The following is a 26,131-nucleotide window of genomic DNA, read 5'->3' on the forward strand; positions in this document are numbered from 1 at the left end:
AATCTACTGGTCGTAATTAGAACAGTTGTACCGCCAGGAACTCATGGACCCTCTTCTTAGTGCGATACATTTTCTCCCGACATGAAGGCGTTATGACGAAATCCAGGCAGTTCCGTTCCAAACTTCTGCATCCCCGCTATTGGTTTACCTGGTTTGGGCTAGGTGTGCTGTGGCTGCTGGTGCAACTTCCTTACCCTATTCTGATCCGGCTTGGCGCTGGCGCTGGCAAATTGTCACGTCACTTCCTCAAGCGTCGCGAACGCATCACCCGCCGTAATATCGAGCTGTGCTTCCCCAATATTGATGAAGAGAAGAAAGAAGCGATGATCGCCGGCAACTTCGAATCTCTGGGAATGGCGCTGGCAGAAACCGGCATTGCCTGGTTCTGGTCCGATGCACGCGTACGTCGCTACTTCAAAGTCAGCGGTCTCGAAAATTTGCAGCACGCCCAGAGCCATCAGCGCGGTGTGATGGTAATCGGTGTGCACTTTATGTCGCTGGAGTTGGGCGGCCGCATTACCGGTTTATGCCAGCCAATGATGGCGATGTACCGTCCGCACAATAATCAGGCGATGGAGTGGGCACAAACCAAAGGTCGCATGCGTTCAAATAAGGCGATGATTGACCGCCGCGATTTGCGCGGCATGGTGCAGGCGCTGAAAAAAGGCGAAGCGGTGTGGTTCGCACCGGATCAGGATTACGGCCCGAAAGGCAGCGTGTTTGCCCCGCTGTTTGCGGTTAAACAAGCGGCGACTACCAACGGCACCTTTGTGCTTTCTCGTCTGGCGAAACCGGCGATGCTAACCATCGTGCTGATTCGCAATCAGGATAAAAGTGGTTATCAGCTGATCATTCAGCCAGAACTGGAAAATTATCCGTATGAAGATGAGGCCGCTGCCGCTGCTTATATGAATCGCGTCATCGAGAAAGAAATTCTGCGCGCACCCGATCAATACCTGTGGCTGCACCGCCGCTTTAAAACCCGCCCGCCGGGTGAAGCGTCTCTTTATATCTAATCTCTTGATGCAGCGGGTTTTCGCCTGCTGCTCATTTTCTCTACTCACATTTAACAACCATTCTTAACGAAAAACAGGTTTGTCAAAATCTGCCCTGCCTCTTGTAATGGTCGCCTCCTCCTCTCTTTGACCAGAGCCATGACATAGCACTTTCATTGCAAATTTTTCGCGCTGACCGTTGCCACTGCGCTGCTGGCCAGTTGTGCCAATTCACACGGCTTACACACCAAAAACACCTTGCTTGATGCCAATGCGCTGCAAGCCAATCAATCCCTGAAAGATGCACATTTCAGCGCCGCGAATTGGCCGAAAAGTGAATGGTGGCAAAGCTTTGACGATGCTCAACTCAATCAGCTGATTTATGAGGCAATGGCTTCCAGCCCGGATTTACCGGTGGTCAACACGCTGGCAGATAAAGCCAATGCGCAGGTGATTGCCGCCGATGCTGAGCGCTATCCTGATGTCGATCTCAATGCCGGTATTACGCGCTCGCGCGTGGCAAAAGTGGATGATCCTCTGCTGGAGGGCAAAAGCTACAGCACGCTGCGCACCGCTAGCGTTGGATTGAGCTACACCTTTGATTTGTGGGGCGGCAAAAAAGATGCCGCTGAAGCCGCGTTGGGGCAAGCACGCGCCAGCGAGTTGGATCGTCAGGCTAGCCAGTTAACGTTGGCTGCGAACGTGACGCGAGCATGGAACAACCTTAATCCCGCCTGGAATAATGCCGAACTGGCACAGCAGAATCTCGAGCGGGCTGCGGGTATCGCCAACATTCAGCAGCAACATGTTAGCGCCGGACTCACTTCCGGGCTCAACAGATCAATCTTGCGGTGGTGTTGATTGAGGATTTGGGCGGCGGATTCCAGAGCGGCAGCTCTCAAGTTTGAAAAGGTCGCCATGAATGTGCAAATTTTGCCGGCTGGCATTCTGACGAGCATTGATGAATCATAGTCCGCACTGTGTAATCACCTGCGGACTATTATGATGGAACAGAATATTGAGGCTGGCTGGTTGCGGCCTCTGATTGCCGACCGACTAACGCCTTACCTCGAAATTGACGCCGCTCGCCTGCAGCGTAACCTGCAACAGATGCAGCAAAAAGCCGATGCCGCTGGCGTCGCGCTGCGCCCTCACATCAAAACCCATAAAAGTGTCTGGATTGCTGAGCAGCAGCGCATGCTCGGCGCGCGTGGTATTACCGTATCTAAACCGAGTGAAGGCATCGCTTTTATTCTGGGTGGCGAACGCGATCTGCTGCTGGCTTACCCGATTGTGCATGCCGGGACGCTGAAAGAGCTGTTAGCGGTGGCCGCACAACATCAGGCGCGCATTACCTGCATTGCTGATAGCGCTAATGGTGTAGCGGCCATAGCAGCTGCACATCAGCGCCAGCCCGATTGTCTGCTGGCGTTAGCCATTAAGGTGGATGTGGGATTGCACCGCATCGGCGTTGATCCGCACAGCGATACTGCCATTACGCTGGCGCAGCAGATTCAGGATGCGGGCCTTACTTTTGCTGGGCTGGTTTCACATGCTGGTCACGCTTATGGCGCGGGCAACGCCGCAGCGATTACAGAAGTTGCCCTGCAGGAAATCGCACTCATGCAGGATCTTCAACAGCGCCTGATTGCAGCCGGTTTTGCGCACTGCCCGATTTCGGTCGGTTCAACGCCAACGGCATTGGCAGCGCCCGTCGCGCAGGGCAGCGATGAAATCCGTCCAGGCAACTATGCGTTGCTCGATCTCACCGCATGGCGTTTGGGTCTCTGCACGCCAGATGCATTGGCGCTGAGCGTGGTGACGCGCGTGGTGGCCGTCAATCCGCACTTCGCCATTATCGATGCCGGTTCCAAAATGCTTAGCTCAGACAAAGGCCCGCACGGCACCAATGCCAGCGGATTTGGTATCGCCGTGGATGAGCATGGCAATCACTTTGAAGTGTTGAAGCTGTCGGAAGAGCATGGTTTCCTGCAATACGCCGAGCAGGCGCCAGCCGTTGGTACGCTACTGCGCATTTTCCCTAACCATAGCTGCGCAGTGGTTGCGCAGTCCGATCGCTTCGTGCTGCGCCATGCTGATGGTGCGGGTGAAGAGCAGGACATTCAGGGGCGCGGCAAGTTTATCTGATTACAGCGTTTTCACGGAAACCGCTGCTGTCCCACACTTCCATGACCGGGCCGTTTGCAGCCCGGTATCAGCGTGCTTTAATGACTTCTTGTTAGCTCATCAGGAGGTTCCATGCTGCCATCTCAGACAGTCACACTCACGGTCCCACGCAACTGGTTAGATTTGTATGAAACCATCTGGAAACCTGAATGCTTTGCCAAATGGGCTAGCGGACTCAGCGCCAGTACGCTGACGCAGGAAGGGAACAGCTGGAAAGCCAAAGGTCCCGAAGGAACGGTGAAGATTCGCTTTACCCCACACAATCCGTTTGGCGTGATGGATCACTGGATTGATAACGGAAACGGTAAAGAGATTTATATGCCGATGCGAGTAATTGCTAACGAGCAAGGCGCAGAAGTGGTGATGGTGGTTTACCGTCAACCATTCATGTCTGACGAGAAGTTTGCCGGGGATGTAGCGTGGGTAAAACGCGACCTCGAACAGCTTCTTCATCTGTTAACTCATTAGAATCAATGGATTATGCAGTGCTCGCCTCTTTAACGCATGCTGGAATCAATCAATAAAAATCGGTTACTTTTTTGCTCAGTAGCGTTTAACTGTTTTGTTCAAACCTTCATGTGTTTATCTGTTATTCACCAGCCCGGCTTAAGCATCCTCAGCAGGAAAATTCCTGGTGAGGATGTGCATGAAAATGCTGAGTCACTCTGATTTATCAAAGTTTTTTCTAATTACCTCTAACATTTCTTCATTCACCAGTCCTGAATGAAGAAATGTACTAATAAATAGTAAATCACTCGCCTTATACATTCTGATGCAAATTCTGAAACCATTTATTCCTGCGGTCTATTTATAGGAGTTTTCTGATGGTGTTAATTTAATTAAAACACGGTATAACTCTTTCCACACACAGCAGTAACCATAATAACAACAGCAGGGAAATAACATGGATCGCTCAACCTATCCTTTGTTATCAGAAAAAGAATTTGTTGAGATTGCCAGGCGGATGCTGGCCGGGGAATATATAAACGCAAAGGGATTTTATAATGATCTTACGGATTTCCTCCGCACAGGAGGAGATACCATTAAGACAACAACACCATTAAGCGCCAGGGGCATCTTTATTAATTCAGAACATCATTTAATTGCGAGCATCTTTACGTGGCAAAACCTGAAAGGTATATCAGGGTTGCGTCAGGAATCGCTGCATTAATGTGACCTGTGCTTTGGCCTGTGGCCAGAGTAAACCCTTAATTGCACTGGTACATGTACCATAATGAGCAGGATATGGCGATAAGAGAAAAAAATCTGACCAACGCTAAATGGTCAATTTTGTCATCGATTAAAATCGTCGGCATTGGTGTTTTACAACTTTCACTTCTGGCACAAATACTCCAGGCAAACGAGTTAGATCTACTCGCCATTGCTATTGTGATGTTATTAATTATTGATACGCTGGCCGATCGCGGATTTGGTAATAAAATTATTAGAAGTAAAAACCTGAATAACAGCGATCTCTCAATATTGTATTGGGGGAATGTATTAAGCGGACTGGCAATATTTGCTGCACTGTTTATCGGCAGCGATATTTCCAGTCGTATAATGAATCAGCCCGAAATGGCAATCATGCTGGAGATGATGTCGGTCATATTCATCATTATTCCGCAGGGACAACATTATCGCGCCATATTACAGCGAGAAAACCAATTTTCGCGTATCGCTTTTGCGGAAATATCTTCTGTGCTGGTGGGATTGGGCGTCACGCTGTTTACCGTGTGGCTAACACCTTCAGTGCTATGCGCCATCTGGGGCTACCTCGCGATGGTATCCATCAGAATGCTGATCTACTGCTACTACGGGCGCTCCTGGTTCCAGCCAGAATACCGTTTTAGCCTGAAAAGTTTCGCTAACGTGCGAGCAAGAAACGGATAATAAAAACAAGTCTGTATGGTGGGCTCTGGGCATCTGAAAAGATGCGTTCGCGTGCTGGTCGCCAGCACGCTTTTTTCTTTTTAGGCTTCCAGTAACTCTTCCAGTGATTGGAAACTGAGTTCACTTAACTTGCCGTTACGCTGTAAGCGCAGCCAACTCACTATCATGCGTAACTCATCAATCACCATATACAGATCGGCCATATCATTTTTGCTTCTAACCTGCAGTCGCGACAATGCATTGAGCTTGTGTGCATTCACGGTTTTATGACTGATGCCTAAGCGGATGCCGATGTGCTCGATGCTGTAACCCCACGCCAACATCAGTAGCACCCTTAATTGCCTGTCTGGCAGAAGAATATCCGCGCCTTCTACTAACTGAATCTGGGCATTGGTATTGATGCTGGTGAGCAGGCGGCTGGAAAGCATTTGGCGCGAGGATTTTAAATCCAAAACAGTGAGAGAAGGCAGATAACGACTGAGCGCATGCATCAGCGGTAACAAACGTCGCGTGAGGACCACGATTTGCATCGCGGGAAACTGCTGCTGCAAAGCGTAAAGCACTTTTAAGGTGCCGGTTAGCGGCATATTTTCATGAAAGATACAGACCAGCAAACGCGGTTTCATCTTCTCACACTTCGCCATCACCGTGCTGAGTGACCACAGTTCATGCACCTGACACGCCACAGGTAACCTGGACAAAAGACTCTCAAGCCCCAGCGCTGCCAGTTTGTCAGAGGAGAAAAAGAGAATGTCTTCGTTGCGAGTTTTCATGCCTGTCCAATAGTTGCTATGCGTGATACCTGAGAGCGGAAAGCCGGGTTTATTTGCCAGTAATCACGTACGACACAAACTGGATGGAACTTAAGAAGAAAGGCTCTTAGCCTCTTCGCATCATTTATACTTATGCGAAAAGGTCATTAACTCTCGATTTATCCCGCCCGTTAAGCCTGTTAGCATGCTCGCCATCAAAATGCCTAATCCGATAGCACTGTATTTAGAAAATCTCAGTGGTCTACACTCTGGGAAATCTTTAGCCTTGCCGCCAATTTATTGGAGTGCTCTATGTTATTAACCGTTCTCTATATTATTGGTATTACAGCCGAAGCCATGACCGGCGCGCTGGCGGCAGGACGTCGTAAAATGGACCTGTTTGGCGTAATCATCATCGCTTCGGTCACCGCCATTGGTGGCGGTTCGGTGCGTGACATTCTGCTGGGCCACTATCCGCTCAGCTGGGTTAAGAACCCGGAATACATCATGATCGTTGCTGCGGCTGCGGTTGTGACCACTTTTGTTGCGCCGCTAATGACGCACCTGCGCAAAGTGTTTCTCGTGCTGGATGCGCTGGGTTTGGTGGTGTTCTCCATTATTGGCGCCCAGGTTGCGCTGGACAGCGGCCACGCTTCCATCATCGCCGCCATCGCCGCCGTGATCACTGGCGTGTTTGGCGGGGTGCTGCGGGATATGTTCTGCAACCGCATTCCGCTGGTGTTCCAGAAAGAGCTGTATGCCGGGATCGCATTCGCCTCGGGCTGGATGTACATCCTGTTGCTGAAAACGCCGCTGGCGCATGAAGCGGTGGTGATCATCACGCTACTGTTCGGCTTATTCGCCCGCTTGCTGGCGCTGCGTTTCCGCCTCGGCTTGCCGATCTTTAATTATCCCCATCCTGAGCACTGAGTCAGTGGCAGGAATCTCCTGCTGCTGCAGAAAGTGAATCAACTGCTGCAGGTGCGCATCCTGCAGCATCATCACAATCCGCTGCGCCAGCACGTTTCCGATGCCGGGCAACTGCTGCCAGCTGTCCGCCGTTCGCGTCAGCAACTGCGACCACTGCACATCCGGTAAAGCCTGTAACGCTGCGCGCGGCAACGGCAAGCCAAGCGCACTCACCCAGCGCCGCAGCGGCTGCTGGCGCGTCAGGTTAAAGCGGTGCCAGATAAGTTGCGCGCGAGCTGGCGTGATGCCATTGGCTTGCGCAATCTGCTCGGGCGTCAGCGTCAGCCACGAAAAGAGATGGGTGATAGCGCCGCTATCCAGCAGGCGCTGCCAGCTGCTGCGCTGTACGCCCACAATATCGAGTACTGATTTCTGGCTGAGCCAGCTGAGGCGAGACAAAAACTGCGCCCGGCAGTCTGCACTAAAGTGCAGACAGGTTAAGCCGTTGAATTCGCCATTCTGTGGAGACGCTGGATAATCGCGCTGCGCCACGCGCCAAATCACCCGCTCCAGTCGCGGAATGCCTAAACCTGCCAGCGTGAGTGTCACCTCATCACCTGCTATTACATCTAATTCACGCCAGCGTCGTAGTGAACCAATGTTTACCCGGCGTACGGTTTTGTCCTCCAGTTGCACCGGTATCAGATTCAGCACCACGGCGACCTTGCCCGTGCGCCCCACATTGAAATCCACTGACAGCACTTCGCTGCTGACTTCCGCCGGTTGATATTTCCATGCCGCTGACCAACTGCCCTGACCAGGCTGCCAGTCGCGCCCTGCGCTGAGCGGTGGCTGATGGATTACCACGCCGTCGGTGACAAACGGCAGCGATTCGCGGAACCAGCGATCGCGCCACACCGCAACTTCCTCTTCATTACTCACCTGACGGCTCCAGCTCTGCGCCAGCCCAAATCCCCATTGTGTGAGCTGCGCCAGACGATCGGGCATCGAATTTGGCCCATCCGGCCACGCCCAGATAAATATGCCAAGTCGCGCAAGCAGCGGGCTATTGTCGTGACGCATCATCGCCCCCGCCACCTGAGCACGCGCGTTCTTGCCACCGTCGCGCCACTGTTGATGATCGGTCATTTGCAGAAACAGCTCACCTTGCAGCACCACTTCCTCACGCAAAGTATCCAGCCGCTGCGGAATGGAGGGAATATGTGCGGATTTGGCCAGCCACTCTTCGCCACGCAAACCATCGCCGCGGCTGATCAATGACGCCAACTTGCCTCGCCGATACACCAGGGTGACGGCCACGCCATCGACTTTCGGCTGCAGCCATAGCGCAGATTTATCCTGCATCCAGTACGCCACCGCCAGCTTGTCGCGCAGTTTGCGCACGCCGGTATGCGCCACCGGATGATGCGTGCTGCCATCGGTGGAGAGTTGTGCATCGTAGGTGGCTTGCGCCGGCGTGAAACAGCGCTGCCACTGCTGTAATCGCTGTTGCAAGCTGTCGTAATCGGCATCGGTCACCAGATTGGTGCCCTGCCGGTAGTACGCGTCATCCCATTGTCGTAGCTGGGTTTGCAGTTGTGCGATTTCCTGCCCCGCACGCACCGGCGACCAGTTCGGGCAGAGCGCTTCGGCCCAACAACCGATGCTGAATAAGCAACACAATAAACTCAGACATCCTTTCATCTTCGCTCTCCTTTTTCGCTATTGGAGAGCGCAGCGCAGCCATTTACCAGCCATGAAAATTGCGCGCTGGAGGCAGATTCCAGAGATTAATTCGCTGTTGCAGCCTGCTACATCAGCCTCTGGCGCGGCTTCACAGAAAAAAGAATTGCCTCAGCCAAGCGGCAAACGCTGCGTGACCACCCCAAGCCGTGTATACTGTGCAGGAAATCGACTCCGCTCTTTACTCAATTCAAGATAACCATGGCTCAAGGCACGCTTTATATAGTTTCCGCCCCCAGCGGCGCGGGTAAATCCAGCCTGATTCAGGCGCTGTTAAAGACACAACCGCTGTACGATACGCAGGTGTCTATTTCTCATACCACCCGTGGCGTGCGTCCCGGTGAAGCTCATGGTGAGCACTACTATTTCGTCTCTAAGTCCGAATTCGAGACCATGATTGCCACAGACGACTTCCTCGAACATGCGGAAGTGTTTGGCAATTATTACGGTACGTCACGCGCGGCGATTGAGCAGGTGCTGGCGACCGGCGTGGACGTCTTCCTGGATATCGACTGGCAAGGTGCACAGCAAATTCGCCAGAAAATGCCTGCCGCACGCAGCATCTTTGTGCTGCCGCCCTCTACCGAAGAGCTGGATCGTCGCCTGCGTGGCCGCGGTCAGGACAGCGAAGAGGTGATTGCCCGTCGTATGCAACAGGCGGTGGCAGAAATGAGCCACTACGCCGAGTATGACTATTTAATTGTTAATGATGATTTCGATCTGGCGCTGTCAGATCTGAAAACCATTATTCGCGCAGAACGTCTGCGTATGGGTCGCCAAAAATCGCGACATGATGCTTTAATCAGCAAACTATTGGCAGTCTGAATTCACTTTCAGTATTATGCCCAGTCATTTCTTCATCATCTGTGGAGTAGCACACCTATGGCACGCGTAACCGTTCAGGACGCAGTAGAGAAAGTTGGTAACCGTTTTGACCTGGTGTTGGTCGCTGCACGTCGTGCACGTCAGATGCAGGTAGGCGGTAAAGATGCGCTGGTTCCGGAAGAGAACGATAAGCCAACCGTTATCGCCCTGCGCGAAATCGAAGAAGGTCTGATCACTACCCAGATTCTGGATGTCCGTGATCGTCAGGAACAGCATGAGCAGGAAGCCGCTGAGTTACAAGCCGTTACCGCTATCGCTGAAGGTCGTCGTTAACAGCACTTCGCAGGTCGCCCTTGTATCTGTTTGAAAGCCTCAATCAACTGATTGAAAAATACTTGCCTGAGGAGCAAATCAAGCGCCTCAAGCAAGCTTATCTAGTCGCGCGTGATGCTCACGAGGGTCAAACACGCTCCAGCGGCGAGCCTTATATCACCCATCCTGTTGCTGTTGCCTGCATTCTGGCCGAGATGAAACTCGACCATGAAACGCTAATGGCGGCGCTGCTGCATGACGTGATTGAAGATACGCCCGCCACTTACCAGGATATGGAACAGCTGTTTGGTAAAAGCGTTGCCGAACTGGTGGAAGGTGTATCCAAGCTCGATAAGCTGAAGTTCCGCGACAAGAAAGAAGCGCAGGCTGAAAACTTCCGCAAAATGATCATGGCGATGGTGCAGGATATCCGCGTCATCTTGATCAAACTGGCTGACCGCACGCACAACATGCGCACGCTCGGCGCGTTACGTCCGGATAAAAAACGCCGTATCGCGCTGGAAACGCTGGAGATTTACAGTCCTCTGGCGCACCGCCTTGGTATTCATCACCTGAAAACAGAACTGGAAGAGCTCGGCTTTGAAGCGCTCTACCCGAACCGTTTCCGCGTGATTAAAGAGGTGGTGAAAGCGGCGCGCGGTAACCGTAAAGAGATGATTCAGAAGATCCTTGCTGAAATCGACGGTCGCTTACAGGAAGCAGGCATTCCCTGCCGCGTAAGTGGACGCGAAAAACATCTCTACTCGATCTACCGCAAAATGCACCTGAAAGAGCAGCGTTTTCACTCGATCATGGATATCTATGCTTTTCGCGTCATCGTGAAAGATCTGGATACCTGCTATCGCGTGCTCGGACAGATGCACAGCTTGTACAAACCGCGTCCCGGACGCGTGAAAGATTACATCGCCATTCCCAAGGCCAACGGCTATCAATCGCTGCATACCTCAATGATTGGCCCGCACGGCGTGCCGGTTGAAGTGCAGATCCGTACTGAAGATATGGATCAGATGGCAGAAATGGGTGTGGCAGCACACTGGGCGTATAAAGAGAGCGGCGAAGTCAGCGGCACCACCGCGCAGATTCGTGCTCAACGCTGGCTACAAAGCCTGCTGGAGCTGCAACAAAGCGCCGGTAGCTCATTTGAATTTATCGAAAGCGTGAAATCCGATCTCTTCCCGGATGAGATCTACGTGTTCACGCCGGAAGGCCGCATCGTCGAATTACCTGCTGGCGCCACGCCGGTCGATTTCGCCTATGCAGTGCATACCGATATCGGTCATGCCTGCGTCGGCGCACGCGTCGATCGCCAGCCTTACCCGCTGTCACAATCGCTGACCAGCGGTCAAACCATTGAAATCATTACCGCGCCGGGCGCTCGCCCGAACGCTGCCTGGCTCAATTTTGTCGTCAGCTCGAAAGCACGCGCCAAAATCCGTCAGCTGCTGAAAAACCTCAAACGTGAAGACTCCGTCAACCTTGGTCGTCGTCTGTTGAGCCACGCGCTCGGCGGCAGCAAGAAGCTGGCAGAGATTCCAGTTGAGAACATTCAGCACGAACTTGAGCGCATGAAGCTGATCGCTATCGATGATTTGCTGGCAGAAATCGGCTTAGGCAACGCCATGAGCGTGGTGGTGGCGAAGAACTTGCTGCAATCCGGCAATGAAGAGCCGCAGAGCAATAGCAAACGTAAAAAGCTGCCGATCAAAGGCGCGGATGGCGTGCTGATTACCTTCGCCAAATGCTGCCGTCCGATTCCTGGTGACCCGATTGTGGCGCACGTCAGTCCCGGCAAAGGTTTGGTGGTGCATCACGAATCCTGCCGTAACATTCGCGGCTACCAAAAAGAGCCTGAAAAGTTCATGCCGGTAGAGTGGGATAAAGTGACCGATCAGGAATTTGTCGCTGAGATTAAAGTCGACATGTTCAATCATCAGGGCGCACTGGCGAATCTGACTGCGGCAATCAACACCGCCGGTTCCAATATTCAGAGCCTGAATACCGAAGAGCGTGATGGTCGCGTGTATAGCGCCTTTATCCGTCTCACCGCGAACGATCGCGTCCATCTGGCAAATATTATGCGCAAAATCCGCGTAATGCCGGACGTGATCAAAGTTCACCGCAACCGTAATTAGTCCATGAACGCTCAACGTTTTGCCCGAATTCAGGAGATGCTGGCCCTGCGCCAGCACGATCTCACCGTCTGCATGGAACAGGTGCATAAACCGCATAACGTCTCGGCAGTGATCCGTACCGCCGATGCGGTGGGCATTCATGAAGTGCACGCCGTCTGGCCAAGCGTGCGTATGCGCACCATGGTTTCCGCTTCGGCTGGCAGCAATAGTTGGGTGAAGGTCAAAACGCATCTGCATATTGCAGATGCGGTGCGTCATCTGAAGGATGAAGGCATGCAGGTGCTGGCGACCAATCTGTCGGCCAAAGCGGTAGATTTTCGCGACATCGATTACACCAAACCGACCTGCATTCTGATGGGGCAGGAAAAAACCGGTATTACCGCTGAAGCGCTGGCGCTGGCCGATCAGGACATCATTGTGCCGATGGTCGGCATGGTGCAGTCGCTCAATGTCTCGGTGGCTTCCGCGCTGATTTTGTATGAAGCACAACGTCAGCGACAGAATGCCGGCATGTATCAACGCACCTACAGCCTGCTGGATGAAGATGAGCAACAGCGTTTGCTGTTTGAAGGCGGTTATCCGGTGCTGGCGCGCGTCGCCAAACAAAAAAATCTGCCTTATCCGTACATCAATGGCCAGGGCGAAGTGGAAGCCGATGCCGATTGGTGGGCCACCATGCAATCGACGGGTAGAAAATGAAAGGCCGTCTGCTGGATGCCATCCCGCTCAGTACCCTGACCGGCGTCGGCGCCAGTCAGGCGGGCAAGCTGGCCAAACTTGGCCTGTTTACCATTCAGGATTTACTGCTGCATCTGCCACTGCGCTACGAAGACCGCACCCAACTGTATAAAATCAATGACCTGCTGCCGGGCGTTTATGCCACGGTGGAAGGTGAAGTGCTGAACAGCGAAATCACATTTGGTCGCCGCCGCATGTTGGTGTGCCAGATCAGCGATGGCAGCGGCATGCTGACCATGCGCTTCTTCAATTTCAATGCCGGGATGAAAAACAGCCTGTCGCCGGGCCATCGCGTTACCGCCTATGGCGAGATTAAACGCGGTCAGCGCGGTGCTGAAATCATTCATCCCGAGTATCGCGTGCAGGGCGAACAAGGCGGCGTTGAGCTGCAGGAAACCCTGACGCCGGTTTATCCCACCACCGAAGGCATTCGTCAGGCAACACTGCGCAATCTCACCGATCAGGCGTTGACGCTGCTGGAAAGCTGCCCGATTGCCGAGCTGCTGCCGTCAGAACTGAGCGGCGGGCTGATTAGCCTGCCGGATGCCCTGCGAACGCTGCATCGTCCGCCGCCGGATTTGCGTCTGAGCGAGCTGGAAACCGGCCGCCATCCGGCACAAAAACGTTTAATTCTGGAAGAGCTGCTGGCACATAACCTCAGCATGCTGGCGGTACGCGCCGGTGCGCAGCGCCATCATGCGCTGCCGATGACGGCGCGCCACGAGCTGGTTGATCAGCTGCTGGCGGCGCTGCCCTTCTCGCCAACCGGTGCGCAAAAACGCGTGGTGGCAGAAATCGAAAAAGATCTGGCCAACGATTTTCCGATGATGCGCTTGGTGCAGGGCGATGTTGGCTCCGGCAAAACGCTGGTGGCCGCTCTGGCGGCACTGAACGTCATCGCGCACGGCAAACAGGTGGCGCTGATGGCGCCGACTGAACTGCTGGCCGAGCAGCATGCCAACAATTTCCGCCAGTGGTTTGCACCGCTGGAAATCGAAGTGGGCTGGCTGGCGGGTAAGCAGAAAGGCAAAGCGCGTGAAGCACAGCAGGAAGCGATCGCCAGCGGCCAGGTCGCGATGGTGGTCGGCACCCACGCGCTGTTCCAGGAGCAGGTAAAATTCAACGGCATGGCGCTGGTAATCATCGATGAACAGCACCGCTTTGGCGTACATCAGCGCTTAGCCTTGTGGGAAAAAGGTGAGGAACAAGGTTTCCATCCGCATCAGCTGATCATGACCGCCACGCCGATTCCGCGCACGCTGGCAATGACCGCTTACGCCGATCTCGATACATCCACCATCGACGAATTACCGCCAGGCCGTACGCCGGTCACCACGGTGGCGATTCCCGATAGCCGCCGCAGTGAGATCATCACGCGCGTGCAAAGTGCCTGTCACGAAGGACGTCAGGCTTATTGGGTATGTACGCTGATTGAAGAGTCGGAAGTGCTGGAAGCGCAGGCGGCGGAAGCAACCTGGGAAGAGCTGAAAGTGGCGCTGCCCGATTTGCAGGTTGGCCTGGTGCACGGCCGCATGAAGCCCGCCGAAAAACAGGCGGTAATGGCGGCGTTTAAGGCCAATGAAATCCAGCTGCTGATCGCCACCACGGTGATCGAAGTGGGCGTGGATGTGCCGAATGCCAGCCTGATGATTATCGAAAACCCGGAACGTCTCGGTTTGGCCCAGCTGCATCAGCTGCGCGGCCGCGTGGGCCGTGGTGCTGTCGCCTCACACTGCGTGTTGTTGTATAAAGCGCCGCTCAGCAAAACCGCACAGAAGCGTTTGCAGGTGCTGCGCGATAGCAACGACGGCTTCGTGATTGCTCAGCACGATCTGGAGATTCGTGGTCCAGGTGAGATGCTCGGCACACGTCAAACCGGCAACGCCGAGTTTAAAGTGGCGGATTTACTGCGCGATCAGGGCATGATTCCCGAAGTTCAACGCGTGGCGCGTCATATCCACCAGCACTATCCCGAGCAGGCGCAGGCACTGATTGAGCGCTGGCTGCCGGAAACCGAGCGCTACAGCAACGCTTAATCTGACGTTATCGCTTTATCGATAGCCATAAAATCCCCGACAAATTTCTGCAGCAGACGCGCCAGCTCGGCGCGCTCTTCATCCGGCCAGCTGGCAAACAGGTTCTGATAGATCTGCGCGCGCGCCGCATCGATCTTGTCGGTCATCGCTTTACCTGCCGCCGTGATCACCGCTTCATTCACCCGTTTGTCTTTGGCGTTTTTCTGCCGCTGCGCCAACCCTAACTCCTCCAGCTTCGCCACCTGACGACTCACCGTGGTGTAATCACGCCCGGCACGCTCCGCCAGTTCGACCACGCCAATTGGGCCGAAGCGACCGATCTGAATCAGCAGAGGAAACAGCGCGCGATCGAGCTGAATATTCGACTCTTTTATCAGTAATTCATCACGTTGCGGACGGTTGAAGGTTCCAACAATCATCAGCAGCGCATTATGTAGATCATCGAATGCTGCACTATTATGTGTATTTTGCACACTTTTCATTGACGTTATCCCGAGGCAAGCCTAATGTGTGCATATTACACATAGTTTCCACTTAACTGAAGGTGAAAGCATGAAAGCAGCGATTGTTTCCGCGGCAGGTGAACTGCCGGTTTACGGTGATTTCCCTGAACCGCAGGCTGATGAAAGCCATGTGGTGGTGACAGTAACAGCCGCCGCCGTCAGCCAGCTAGCGAAAGCACGCGCCGCCGGTACCCATTACAGCGCGGCCGCGCACTATCCCTTTATTACCGGCATTGATGGTACCGGCACGCTGAGCAATGGCGATCCGGTTTACTTTCTCGCTTTTGATGCGCAGTGGGGCAGCATGGCGGAAAGAACCTTAGTGCCCGCCGACAGCATCGTTTCGTTGCCGGCCACACTGGATCCGGTGCTGGCCGCCGCGCTGGCGAATCCGGGCATGTCATCCTGGGCAGCATTAACCCGACGTGCTCAGCTGCGCGCCGGTGAAACCGTATTAATCAATGGCGCAACTGGCACGTCGGGCGGTTTAGCGGTGCGCATCGCGCAGCATCTGGGCGCAGGAAAAATCATCGCTACCGGCCGCAATCGCGCCGCGCTGGATCAACTGCGCGCGCAGGGTGCTGACCTCACTTTCACGCTGGATGAATTGCCGGGCGCGTTACCGGCATTGATGAAAGAAGGCATTGATGTGGTGCTGGATTATCTTTGGGGCCAGAGTGCGCTCGATATCATGCAGGCCGCCGTGGCGGGCGGAGAGAAAACGGTGCGCTTTGTGCAAATCGGTTCGTTGAGCGGACAGGAAATTACCCTGCACAGCAAACTGCTGCGCTCCTCCGGGCTGACATTAATGGGCAGCGGCCTCGGCAGCGTGTCGGATAAAGCGTTGATCGCCTGTATCGGTGAAATGCTGACGGCCGCCGCTGAGAGCGATTTTTCCATCGCCTTCCAGATGCGCCCGCTGAGTGACGTCGCCCTGGCGTGGCAGGAAGATGACAGCCGCTGCCGCACGGTGTTTACGCTCTAGATCAACGGAAGTAAAAAGGGGCATTGCAAACGATTGCTTTCACAACGCAACCGTTTAAAATCGCCCCTTTGTTGTAATTGAGAACGTCCACTATGTCCGTCAACACCGCTGAAACTCGCCAGCCTGCCAGCGCTGCAAGCCCGAAAAGTGAACTGATTTACCGCCTCGAAGACCGTCCACCATTACCGCAAACCTTGTTTGCTGCCTGTCAGCATTTGCTTGCGATGTTTGTCGCGGTGATTACGCCCGCGCTATTAATTTGCCAGGCGCTGGGTTTACCGGCGCAGGATACGCAGCACATCATCAGCATGTCGCTGTTTGCCTCGGGCGTGGCATCCATTCTGCAAATCAAAACCTGGGGACCGGTGGGTTCCGGCCTGTTGTCGATTCAGGGCACCAGTTTTAACTTCGTCACGCCGCTGATCATGGGCGGTATGGCGCTGAAAAACGGCGGCGTTGATGTACCAACCATGATGGCGGCGCTGTTTGGCACGCTGATGGTGGCGTCGTGTACCGAAATGGTGCTGTCACGCGTGCTGCACCTGGCGCGCCGCATCATTACGCCGCTGGTTTCCGGCATTGTGGTGATGATTATTGGCCTGTCGCTGATTCAGGTCGGTTTGACCTCCATCGGCGGCGGCTTTACTGCGATGAGCGATCACACGTTCGGTGCCCCGAAAAACTTATTGCTGGCGGCTTCGGTATTGGTGGTGATTATCCTGCTTAATCGCCAGCGTAATGCTTATCTGCGCGTGGCCTCGCTGGTGATCGCGATGGCGGTAGGTTATGCGCTGGCCTGGGCGCTGGATATGCTGCCTGCCACCAGCACGCCAGCCGATCAGCCGCTGATAGCCGTGCCATCGCCGCTCTACTATGGGCTGGGCTTTGACTGGAATCTGCTGATTCCGCTGATGTTGGTGTTTATGGTGACCTCATTGGAAACCATTGGCGACATCACCGCGACCTCTGATGTTTCCGAGCAGCCGGTGAGTGGTCCGCTGTATATGAAGCGTCTGAAAGGCGGCGTGTTGGCAAACGGGCTTAACTCCTTTGTCTCGGCGCTGTTCAATACTTTCCCGAACTCCTGTTTTGGCCAGAATAACGGCGTGATTCAGCTTACCGGCGTTGCCAGCCGCTATGTGGGGTTTGTCGTGGCGCTGATGCTGATCGTGCTTGGCCTGTTCCCGGCCGTGAGCGGTTTTGTGCAGCACATTCCGGAACCGGTGCTGGGCGGTGCAACCATTGTGATGTTCGGTACCATCGCCGCGTCTGGCGTGCGCATTGTTTCACGCGAGCCGCTGAATCGTCGTGCCATCATGATTATCGCGCTGTCGCTGGCGGTCGGTTTGGGCGTTTCTCAGCAGCCGCTGATTCTGCAATTTGCCCCAGACTGGCTGAAAACCCTGCTTTCATCTGGCATTGCGGCCGGTGGTATTACCGCCATCGTGCTGAACCTGATCTTCCCGCAAGAAAAGTAATCCAGACGGCAGGCTTCGGCCTGCCTGATATTTATCCGCATTTACATCCAGGCTGTTGAGCTGTAACGGTAATTCAGGCATAACAACCACTCACCGGATAAATATCGGGATGGATGAGTGCGATGAAATTTTTAGGCAAGTTTTTCCTTACCTTACTGCTGCTAATTCTGCTGGCGCTGGTAGTGCTGTATGTGTTGCTGCAAACACAATGGGGCGCAGGTTGGTTTAGCCGCTGGGTAAGCGATAAAACCGCCTGGCATCTCTCTCTCAGCAAGATTGAGCACGGCTTCTCCTCTCCTTCGCACATCATTCTCGATGACTTCAGCTTTGGCCATGATGGCCAGCCCGCCGTGTTGGTGGCGAAACGCGTTGATCTCGGCCTTGCGCTGGTTCAGTTCAGCGATCCGCTGCACTTCAACAGCATCGAAATACGCGACGGTGAAATCAATCTGGCTAATCAAGCGCCCGATACCACGCTGCCGATTCAGGCCAATCGCCTGCAGCTGAATAACGTGCGCATTGAGAATCCGCATAGCGCGTTGCCGATGACCGCTCAGCGCGTGAACGGCGGTCTTCTGCCGTGGAAACCGCTGCCTAACGACGTGCTGGGCAGCGATGCGCAGTTCCAGATCAGCGCCGGCACTCTGACGCTGGATGGTGTGCCGGGCAATAACGTCTTGCTGCAGGGCAGCATTAAGCAACGTCGTCTGGTGCTGAGCAATATCGGTGCCGATCTGGCGCGTGGTTCGATGACCGGCAACGCCGAACGTGATGCGCAGGGTAACTGGAAGATCGACCAACTGCGCCTCAACGATATCCGTTTGCAAACCCATCAAAGCCTGGGCGACTTCCTCAATCCGCTGCGCGATGTGCCTTCAGTGAGCATCAACCGTCTGGATATGACCGATGCACGCCTGCAAGGACCGGATTGGGCGGTGACCGATCTCGATTTAACCCTGAAAAATGTCACGCTGCGCGGCGATGATTGGGAAAGCGATGGCGGCTCTCTCTCCATGAACGCCGGGAATTTCATTAACGGTGGCTTTGAGCTCAACGATCCTATCGTCAATGCCGACCTTTCGGCGCAGGGCATCGCGCTGACGCAGTTCAGTTCGCGTTGGGTGAATGGCGTGGTGCGCGCCAGCGGCAACTGGTCGCGCAGCGACAAGCGTTTAACGCTGGATGAACTGGCGATCGCCGGGCTGGAATATACCTTGCCGCAAAACTGGCGTGAACGCTGGCAGCAAACCTTACCGGATTGGCTGGATAGCGTGCTGATAACCCGCGCTACCGCCAACCGTAACCTGATTATTGATATCAATCCGGCGTTCCCGTTCCAGATGACGTCACTGGATGGCAGCGCGGATAACCTGCTGCTGGCACGTCAACATCAGTGGGGAATCTGGGCCGGTAAAGCCAGCTTCAACGCGGCTGAAGCCACCTTCAATCGCACCGATCTGCGCCATCCATCCATTGCGCTGAATGCCAATGACCAGCAGATTCAGGTAACGGAGTTGAGCGCCTTTAACGGCAGCGGTTTACTGGAAGGTTCTGCAACGGTTGGGCAGGATGCGCAACGTCCGCTGACGCTGAATCTGAAAGGTCAGGCTGTGCCGGCAAACGTGCTGGGAAATTGGGGTTGGCCAACGCTGCAGTTGAGCGGCAACAGTAATTTGCAGCTGCAGGTGAAAGGCTCGTTGAACGCCAGCGCGCCGCTGCGCCCCAGCGTGGAGGGTACGTTGTCAGTGACTACCGATGCACAGTCGGTGCAGCAGACGATGCGGGGCGGGCAGGTTCAGTAAGGTAAAATAGAAAGGTCGCCATGAATGGCGACCCTGCGTGTTAGTTGATACGAGCGCCGGAACCACCCTCTTCCAGCGCCCCGTCCGAATCGGCGGGCAGCACGATGTAGACGCCTTCGAATACCGCGCCCAACTCATCATCACCAAACAACTCCACTTCCATCTGCACGCGCGCTTTGCGGCCTCGCGCCAAACGGTCAAGATCGCCGCTGAGCGAGCCGAGATCGGCAATTGCGCCCGGACGGCCGCTTATTGGTTTGCTATAGCGAATATGCGCATCCGCCAGAATAATGGTGCCACCGAGATGCCGCTCGCGCAGCAGCAGCCAAATCAAACCCCAACCGGTTAGCGTGGCGAGCGAGAACAGGCTGCCCGCAAACAAGGTGTGATGGGGATTCTGGTTGCCCGCTTCAGGCATGGTGGTAACGAATTTCTGCCCGGTGTATTGCAGAATGCGCACGCCCATTTTTTCACTCAGCGGGATGTGCTCATACCAGGCTTGCTGCAGCTGTCCGCACCAGTCGGCGCGATGCAGAATATCGTCGAGCGTCACGACCGGTTTGATCATCAGGAAGTGACGCACCGGCGTGGTTTGTGGCGCGGTGATTTCCCCCTGATTGACGTAGCCAAGCTTGGCAAAGAATTCGACGGCGTCTTCACGCGCACTACAGGTAACGCGTTTCGCTCCTTCCTGACGCGCAACCGATTCCAGCGTCATCGCCACCAGCGTGCCAAGACCTTTGCCCTGCACAGAAGGATGCACGGCGAGAAAACGAATCGCCGCTTCGTTCTCGGCGTTGATGTACAGACGCCCGATCGCCACCGGCTTGCCTTGCTCATCCACCACCATTTGATGATGCGCCAGCGCATCCCAGGCATCACGCTCAGAACCCTGCGGCTGACGCAGCGGCTTTCGTAACATTTCCCAGCGGAACTGGTAATACATATCCAGCTCTTCCGCCGTTTGCGGTACGCGAAGATGATACATAAAGTGTTTCTCTCGTTCGGAGCTTGCGTGGCTAAGTCCTTGCCGCTCGGCTGAAAACCTCACATCTGTAACCAGAAGGTCACCGGACCATCGTTTATCAACGAAACCTGCATATTGGCGGCGAAGCGCCCGTTTGCGGTGGTCACGCCCTGTGCTCGGCAGCAATCGCTAAAGTATTCATAGAGGCGCTCGGCTTCCGCTGGTTCTGCGCCGCCTGAGAAAGAGGGACGCATCCCTTTATTGGTATCAGCGGCGAGAGTGAATTGCGACACCACCAGCACGCTGCCACCCGCCTGCTGCACATTGAGATTCATTTTGTCATTCTCATCCGCAAAGATGCGGTAGCCCAGCACGCGCTCGGTTAGACGCTGCGCTTTTTGTTCGTCGTCGCCCTTTTCCACACCCAATAACACCAATAACCCATTGCCAATTTCGCCCACTGTTGCGTCGTCAACGCTAACACTGGCGCGGCTGACGCGCTGAATCAAAGCAATCATGTTTCCTCACGTTCTTTTTCGCGTTCCTGCTGTTTTAGCTGGCGATAGTCATCCAGCGTGACGGTGATTTCCGCGCCTAACAACACAATACACCACGACCAATAGACCCAAAGGAACAGAATGGGGATGACCGCCAGAACGCCGTAAATTAACTGATACGAAGGGAACATCGTAACATAGAGCGCAAAGCCTTTTTTGCCCAGCTCGAACAACAATCCGGCAACGATGGCGCCGATCAGTGCATCACGCGTGGGCACGCGCCGCGTCGGCACAATGCTATACAGCAGCCAGAAAGCGAGGATGGAGAGGCACAGCGGGAAAATACGGAGCAGCTGATCAACCAGACTGGTTACGCCTGTCACACTCAACCAGCGCAGCGATAACAGATAGGAGCTGAGCGCTAAGCTTGCGCCCGCCAGCAGCGGCCCGAGCGTTAAGATCATCCAGTAAACGGCAAATGAATAGACCATCGGACGCGGCTTATCGCTGCGCCAGATGGCGTTCAATGCGCTATCCACCGAATGCATCAGCAGCAGCGCGGTGACGATCAACCCCACAATACCAATCGCCGTCATCTTATTGACGTTAGCGACGAACTGGTCGAGATAACGCTGAATGACGTCACCCGTCGCCGGGATGAAGTTGGTAAAAATGAAGTTCTTCAACTGCACGCTGATGTCCGAGAACATCGGAAAAGCAGCAAACAGCGCGAACACCACGGCAATCAGCGGCACCAATGCCAGCAATGAAACGTAGGCGAGATTACCCGCCTGCGTCGTCATGTTGTCATCGTCAATGCGTCGCCACAGCAGTTTTACCCACAAATAAAAGGCATGCGCCGAGTGGCGCAGATGTCGTTGGTTCAGCACTCAGAGACGACCCGCAAACCAGTCCGGCACGGTTTTATCATCAACCACCAGCACGCTTTCAATGCCAAGCGCGCGCGCAGCGTCGATATTGGCCTGGTTATCATCGAAAAACACCGCCTGATTGGCCTGATAACCTTCGTGCTGCAGCACATGGTGATAGATGCGCGCTTCCGGCTTACGCATGCCAATATCCTGCGACATATAAAGATGATCGGCCGCCTGTTGAACATCGGGATATTGGGTTGGCCAGAACTCGAAGTGCAGCTGATTGGTATTGGACAGGATCACCACGCGCTCGCCCTTGGCACGCAGCTTGTTCATGATCGCCAGCGTTTCCGGACGCACGCCGACAAAGACCGCCTGCCAGCCAGCGGTGAATTGCGGATAGCTCAGCGCGATATCCAGCTGGTCGCAGATACGTGCAGCAAATTCCGGATCGCTGATTTCACCGCGTTCGTGTTGCTCAAAAGCCTCATCCATGCGGAAACGACTTTGCAGCGTGGATAACGGCACGCGCCCCAAATCGCTCCAGACGCCGAGCACACGATTGAAATCGATATCAACAATCACATTGCCTAAATCAAAGATGTACAGCATGACGCCTCCTCTTTTCGTTCCCTGGATCATTCACTTTAGCGGCAAAAGTGGGAGCTGAACAGGGACGAAAGGCGGGAAATCAGTAATCTGGAGGCGGAGCCAAACTTCATTAAGCGAGCGTTGCAGCGGGTTGCAGGCATAAAAAAGCCCCGCAAGTGCGGGGCTCAATATCAGACTGTTTCGCTTACTCTTTGCTGCCGCGAGAAGAACGCTTACGGTCGTTCTCGGTCAGGTGACGTTTACGAATACGGACTGACAACGGAGTCACTTCTACCAGTTCGTCATCATCGATGAACTCGATAGCCTGTTCCAGCGTCATTTTCTGCGGTGGAACCAGAGTGGTGGCTTCGTCAGTACCTGACGCACGCATGTTGGTCAGTTTCTTACCGGTCAGGCAGTTTACTGTCAGGTCGTTAGAACGGCTGTGAATACCAATGATCTGGCCTTCATATACTTCCGCACCGTGACCCAGGAACAGCTTACCGCGATCCTGCAGACCGAACAGGGCGAACGCGACCGCTTTACCCTGACCGTTTGAGATCAGCACGCCGTTCTGACGCTGGCCCACTTCGCCTGGACGAACGTCGTCGTAGTGGCTGAAGGTGGAGTACAGCAGACCGGTACCTGAAGTCATGGTCATGAATTCGTTACGGAAGCCGATCAGACCACGGCTTGGGATCATGTAGTCAAGACGTACACGGCCTTTGCCATCTGGATCCATGTTTTTCAGGTCGCCTTTACGCTCACCCATCGCTTGCATCACAGAACCCTGGTGGGTTTCTTCGATGTCGAGGGTCACGTTTTCGAATGGCTCCTGCTTACGGCCTTCGTGCTCACGGAAGATTACTTTCGGACGGGATACCGCCAGCTCGAAACCTTCACGACGCATGTTCTCGATCAGAACCGACAAGTGCAGCTCACCACGACCAGAAACGCGGAACGCATCCGAATCTTCGGTTTCTTCAACGCGCAGTGCCACGTTGTGGACCAGCTCTTTGTTCAGACGCTCCAGAATCTGGCGCGAAGTCACGAACTTACCTTCTTTACCGCAGAACGGTGAGGTGTTCACGTTGAAGAACATGGTCACGGTTGGTTCGTCGACGCTCAGGGCTGGCAACGCTTCCACATTCTGCGTGTCGCAGATGGTGTCAGAGATGTTCAGCTCGCCCAGACCGGTGATCGCGATGATGTCGCCCGCTTCCGCCAGGGTGCTTTCGATACGCTCCAGACCAAGGTGGCCCAGCACTTTACCGACTTTACCGTTACGGGTTTTGCCTTCGCTATCAATGATAGTGACTTGCTGATTCGGCTTCACGGTACCGCGCTTGATGCGGCCGATGCCGATCACGCCCAGATAGTTGTTGTAGTCCAGCTGCGAGATTTGCATCTGCAGTGGCGCTTCAACTTCAACCTGAGGTGGAGAAACGTGGTCAACGATCGCCTGATACAGCGGGGTCATGTCGTCAGCCATGTCGGTGTGTTCCAGACCCGCGATACCATTCAACGCCGAAGCGAAGATGATCGGGAAGTCCAGCTGCTCGTCAGTCGCATCCAGGTTAACGAACAGGTCAAATACCTGATCAACAACCCAATCAGGACGCGCGCCCGGACGGTCAACTTTGTTGATAACCACAATCGGCTTCAAACCATGAGCAAATGCTTTCTTGGTTACGAAGCGGGTTTGCGGCATAGGGCCATCCATCGCATCTACAACCAGCAGCACCGAATCCACCATGGACATGACGCGCTCCACTTCACCACCGAAGTCGGCGTGTCCTGGGGTATCAACGATGTTGATACGGTAGTCATTCCATTTGATGGCGGTGTTTTTTGCGAGGATGGTAATCCCACGCTCTTTCTCCAAATCGTTGGAGTCCATTACGCGCTCAGTCGCTTCGGTACGAGCATCAAAAGTACCGGACTGTTGGAGCAGCTTGTCAACCAGGGTGGTCTTACCATGGTCAACGTGCGCGATGATGGCGATGTTACGCAAATTTTCGATCACAGCTTTGCCTCAGGCATTATAGAAATAACGCGGTATTGTACACGGATTAAGCGGAAGACTGAACATGATCACAGATTTCGCCGAAAGTTTCTCGTAGCGCTGGTTTTTAGCACCGTTTACGGTGCATTAATCTGCACTGCGATGGCAATTTGCACCAAATTAGTGCTTAACTTGACCTGCGGCGCACCATTACGATGCATACAATCCATCCTGGTGCAGCCTTCGACTCACGAAAGGGCGCATTGTAGCGCCATTTTCGCCATTGTCATAAAGTTGGCACAGAATTCGCTTTATATATTTTAAGCGAAAACGACAGTTATAAAACGGTTGATAGAGCTTGCCGAGATCTTTGGTTAGGAATGGTCAGCAGTCATGACACATTCCCGGCAACGAAGTTCTCTCACCATGACGATAATGACCATTTCCAGGAGAGTTGAGTATGTCCGCTGAACACGTTCTCTCGATGATGAACGAGCATGAAGTTAAGTTTGTTGACCTGCGTTTTACCGATACCAAAGGTAAAGAACAGCACGTTACTATCCCTGCTCACCAGGTTAACGCTGACTTCTTCGAAGAAGGCAAAATGTTCGATGGCTCCTCCATCGGTGGCTGGAAAGGCATTAACGAATCAGACATGGTGCTGATGCCGGACGCAACCACTGCAGTAATGGATCCGTTCTTCGAAGACTCGACCCTGATCATCCGTTGCGACATCCTTGAGCCAGGCACACTGCAGGGCTATGACCGTGACCCACGCTCCATTGCTAAGCGTGCAGAAGAGTTCCTGCGTTCTTCAGGCATCGCGGATACCGTGCTGTTTGGACCAGAGCCAGAGTTCTTCCTGTTCGATGACATCCGTTTCGGTTCTTCTACTTCAGGTTCACACGTTGCTATCGACGATATCGAAGCAGCATGGAACACCGGTAAAGAGTACGAAGGCGGTAACAAAGGTCACCGTCCAGGTCTGAAAGGCGGTTACTTCCCAGTGCCACCGGTTGACTCAGCACAGGACATCCGTTCTGCCATGTGTCTGACCATGGAGCAGATGGGTCTGGTGGTTGAAGCACATCACCACGAAGTAGCGACTGCTGGTCAGAACGAAGTGGCAACCCGCTTCAACACCATGACCAAAAAAGCTGACGAAATTCAGATCTACAAATACGTGGTGCACAACGTCGCTCACGCGTACGGCAAAACTGCAACCTTCATGCCTAAGCCAATGTTCGGTGATAACGGTTCTGGTATGCACTGCCACATGTCCCTGTCAAAAGGCGGCGTGAACCTGTTCTCTGGCGACAAGTACGGCGGCCTGTCTGAAACTGCTCTGTTCTACATCGGCGGTATCATTAAGCACGCTAAAGCGATTAACGCCCTGGCGAACCCAACCACCAACTCATACAAGCGTCTGGTCCCAGGCTACGAAGCGCCAGTTATGTTGGCTTACTCTGCCCGTAACCGTTCTGCTTCTATCCGTATTCCAGTGGTTGCTAGCCCGAAAGCACGTCGTATCGAAGCTCGCTTCCCGGATCCAGCGGCTAACCCATACCTGGCATTCACCGCGCTGCTGATGGCCGGTCTTGATGGTGTTATCAACAAGATCCACCCTGGCGATGCGATGGACAAAAACCTGTATGACCTGCCTCCGGAAGAAGAAGCTGAGATTCCAAAAGTTGCAGGTTCTCTGGAAGAAGCACTGAACGCACTGAACGAAGATCGCGAGTTCCTGACCCGTGGCGGCGTGTTCACTGATGACGCTATCGATGCATACATCGAACTGCGTAAGTCAGACGTTGACCGCGTGCGTATGACTCCGCACCCAGTTGAGTTCGAACTGTACTACAGCGTTTAATCAGCATTAAAGATTCGC

Annotated in this window: 24 protein-coding genes; 16 read left to right on the top strand and 8 right to left on the bottom strand. The window is 54.2% G+C overall.

Features of this window, described 5'->3' with window-relative positions; translation table 11 throughout:
• Positions 1-92 precede the first annotated feature (92 nt).
• The 6 genes from lpxP to NQH49_RS19145 all read left to right on the top strand — a co-directional run bounded on the left by lpxP (position 93) and on the right by NQH49_RS19145 (position 5,072).
• Positions 93-1,016 carry a kdo(2)-lipid IV(A) palmitoleoyltransferase gene (gene lpxP / locus NQH49_RS19120; RefSeq protein ID WP_008109757.1) on the top strand — a complete coding sequence of 308 codons (924 nt, stop codon included), beginning with the start codon at positions 93-95 and terminating at the stop codon, positions 1,014-1,016.
• Positions 1,017-1,253: 237 nt separating this feature from the next.
• Complete coding sequence (locus NQH49_RS19125; RefSeq protein ID WP_256697849.1) at positions 1,254-1,856, top strand: TolC family protein; 603 nt, start codon at positions 1,254-1,256, stop codon at positions 1,854-1,856.
• Positions 1,857-2,000: 144 nt separating this feature from the next.
• On the top strand, positions 2,001-3,143 hold the full coding sequence (locus NQH49_RS19130) for an alanine racemase (RefSeq protein WP_256698463.1): 1,143 nt from the start codon (positions 2,001-2,003) through the stop codon (positions 3,141-3,143).
• A 111-nt stretch (positions 3,144-3,254) separates the two neighbouring features.
• The gene (locus NQH49_RS19135) at positions 3,255-3,650 is read left to right on the top strand and encodes a polyketide cyclase (protein WP_256697850.1); all 396 of its coding nucleotides are present in this window, start codon (positions 3,255-3,257) and stop codon (positions 3,648-3,650) included.
• 436 nt (positions 3,651-4,086) lie between these two features.
• Positions 4,087-4,353 (top strand): hypothetical protein, encoded by a 267-nt coding sequence (locus NQH49_RS19140; RefSeq protein ID WP_256697851.1) that lies wholly within the window; start codon positions 4,087-4,089, stop codon positions 4,351-4,353.
• Positions 4,354-4,427: 74 nt separating this feature from the next.
• Positions 4,428-5,072, top strand: coding sequence for an oligosaccharide flippase family protein (locus tag NQH49_RS19145; RefSeq protein WP_256697853.1), 645 nt, complete (start codon positions 4,428-4,430; stop codon positions 5,070-5,072).
• A gap of 80 nt (positions 5,073-5,152) precedes the next feature.
• Here NQH49_RS19145 and NQH49_RS19150 read toward each other — a convergent pair whose 3' ends face one another.
• Complete coding sequence (locus tag NQH49_RS19150; RefSeq protein ID WP_256697854.1) at positions 5,153-5,845, bottom strand: response regulator transcription factor; 693 nt, start codon at positions 5,843-5,845, stop codon at positions 5,153-5,155.
• Positions 5,846-6,136: 291 nt separating this feature from the next.
• Between NQH49_RS19150 and NQH49_RS19155 the strand changes: the two genes are divergently transcribed.
• Entirely contained in the window at positions 6,137-6,754 is a 618-nt protein-coding gene (locus tag NQH49_RS19155; RefSeq protein WP_256697855.1) for a trimeric intracellular cation channel family protein, read from the top strand.
• On the opposite strand, the gene ligB is transcribed toward NQH49_RS19155, so the two are convergent.
• Positions 6,680-8,437 (bottom strand): NAD-dependent DNA ligase LigB, encoded by a 1,758-nt coding sequence (gene ligB, locus NQH49_RS19160; RefSeq protein WP_256697856.1) that lies wholly within the window; start codon positions 8,435-8,437, stop codon positions 6,680-6,682. The two genes, NQH49_RS19155 and ligB, sit on opposite strands and share 75 nt — an antisense overlap.
• Before the next feature lie 240 nt (positions 8,438-8,677).
• Here ligB and gmk point away from each other — a divergent pair, with 240 nt between their 5' ends.
• Genes gmk through recG form a run of 5 tightly spaced genes read left to right on the top strand, consistent with a single transcriptional unit; the run spans position 8,678 to position 14,540 of the window.
• Entirely contained in the window at positions 8,678-9,301 is a 624-nt protein-coding gene (gene gmk, locus NQH49_RS19165; protein ID WP_256697857.1) for a guanylate kinase, read from the top strand.
• 57 nt (positions 9,302-9,358) lie between these two features.
• Positions 9,359-9,634, top strand: a complete 276-nt coding sequence (rpoZ, locus tag NQH49_RS19170) for a DNA-directed RNA polymerase subunit omega (RefSeq protein WP_007885265.1) — start codon at positions 9,359-9,361, stop codon at positions 9,632-9,634.
• 20 nt (positions 9,635-9,654) lie between these two features.
• Positions 9,655-11,766, top strand: a complete 2,112-nt coding sequence (spoT, locus tag NQH49_RS19175) for a bifunctional GTP diphosphokinase/guanosine-3',5'-bis pyrophosphate 3'-pyrophosphohydrolase (protein WP_256697858.1) — start codon at positions 9,655-9,657, stop codon at positions 11,764-11,766.
• 3 nt (positions 11,767-11,769) lie between these two features.
• Entirely contained in the window at positions 11,770-12,465 is a 696-nt protein-coding gene (trmH, locus tag NQH49_RS19180; protein WP_176971639.1) for a tRNA (guanosine(18)-2'-O)-methyltransferase TrmH, read from the top strand.
• Positions 12,462-14,540 (top strand): ATP-dependent DNA helicase RecG, encoded by a 2,079-nt coding sequence (gene recG, locus NQH49_RS19185; protein ID WP_256697859.1) that lies wholly within the window; start codon positions 12,462-12,464, stop codon positions 14,538-14,540. Before trmH ends, recG begins: the two co-directional genes overlap by 4 nt.
• Here recG and NQH49_RS19190 read toward each other — a convergent pair.
• A complete protein-coding gene (locus tag NQH49_RS19190; protein WP_256697861.1) occupies positions 14,537-15,022 on the bottom strand; it encodes a MarR family winged helix-turn-helix transcriptional regulator in 486 nt (161 codons plus the stop codon). The genes recG and NQH49_RS19190 overlap by 4 nt on opposite strands.
• A 70-nt stretch (positions 15,023-15,092) precedes the next feature.
• On the opposite strand from NQH49_RS19190, the gene NQH49_RS19195 reads away from it, so the two are divergent.
• The 3 genes from NQH49_RS19195 to NQH49_RS19205 all read left to right on the top strand — a co-directional run bounded on the left by NQH49_RS19195 (position 15,093) and on the right by NQH49_RS19205 (position 19,308).
• Positions 15,093-16,028, top strand: coding sequence for a quinone oxidoreductase family protein (locus NQH49_RS19195; RefSeq protein ID WP_256697862.1), 936 nt, complete (start codon positions 15,093-15,095; stop codon positions 16,026-16,028).
• Between the two features lie 92 nt (positions 16,029-16,120).
• Complete coding sequence (locus tag NQH49_RS19200) at positions 16,121-17,506, top strand: nucleobase:cation symporter-2 family protein (protein ID WP_256697863.1); 1,386 nt, start codon at positions 16,121-16,123, stop codon at positions 17,504-17,506.
• A gap of 122 nt (positions 17,507-17,628) precedes the next feature.
• Entirely contained in the window at positions 17,629-19,308 is a 1,680-nt protein-coding gene (locus NQH49_RS19205; RefSeq protein ID WP_256697864.1) for an AsmA family protein, read from the top strand.
• A 40-nt stretch (positions 19,309-19,348) separates the two neighbouring features.
• On the opposite strand, the gene fabY is transcribed toward NQH49_RS19205, so the two are convergent.
• The 5 genes from fabY to typA all read right to left on the bottom strand — a co-directional run bounded on the left by fabY (position 19,349) and on the right by typA (position 24,264).
• Positions 19,349-20,296, bottom strand: coding sequence for a fatty acid biosynthesis protein FabY (fabY, locus tag NQH49_RS19210; RefSeq protein WP_008109787.1), 948 nt, complete (start codon positions 20,294-20,296; stop codon positions 19,349-19,351).
• Between the two features lie 59 nt (positions 20,297-20,355).
• The gene (dtd, locus tag NQH49_RS19215) at positions 20,356-20,793 is read right to left on the bottom strand and encodes a D-aminoacyl-tRNA deacylase (protein WP_256697866.1); all 438 of its coding nucleotides are present in this window, start codon (positions 20,791-20,793) and stop codon (positions 20,356-20,358) included.
• Positions 20,790-21,659 carry a virulence factor BrkB family protein gene (locus NQH49_RS19220; RefSeq protein ID WP_154183215.1) on the bottom strand — a complete coding sequence of 290 codons (870 nt, stop codon included), beginning with the start codon at positions 21,657-21,659 and terminating at the stop codon, positions 20,790-20,792. The genes dtd and NQH49_RS19220 overlap by 4 nt, the downstream gene beginning before the upstream one ends.
• Before the next feature lie 3 nt (positions 21,660-21,662).
• Positions 21,663-22,259: a glucose-1-phosphatase gene (yihX, locus tag NQH49_RS19225; protein ID WP_256697868.1), complete on the bottom strand. Its 597-nt coding sequence runs from the start codon at positions 22,257-22,259 to the stop codon at positions 21,663-21,665.
• A gap of 184 nt (positions 22,260-22,443) precedes the next feature.
• Positions 22,444-24,264, bottom strand: coding sequence for a ribosome-dependent GTPase TypA (typA, locus tag NQH49_RS19230; RefSeq protein ID WP_008109794.1), 1,821 nt, complete (start codon positions 24,262-24,264; stop codon positions 22,444-22,446).
• Between the two features lie 439 nt (positions 24,265-24,703).
• Between typA and glnA the strand changes: the two genes are divergently transcribed.
• Complete coding sequence (glnA, locus tag NQH49_RS19235; protein WP_256697869.1) at positions 24,704-26,113, top strand: glutamate--ammonia ligase; 1,410 nt, start codon at positions 24,704-24,706, stop codon at positions 26,111-26,113.
• The last annotated feature ends 18 nt before the right edge of the window (positions 26,114-26,131 follow it).

The sequence above is a fragment of the Pantoea trifolii genome, from assembly GCF_024506435.1.
Lineage (GTDB): Bacteria > Pseudomonadota > Gammaproteobacteria > Enterobacterales > Enterobacteriaceae > Pantoea > Pantoea trifolii.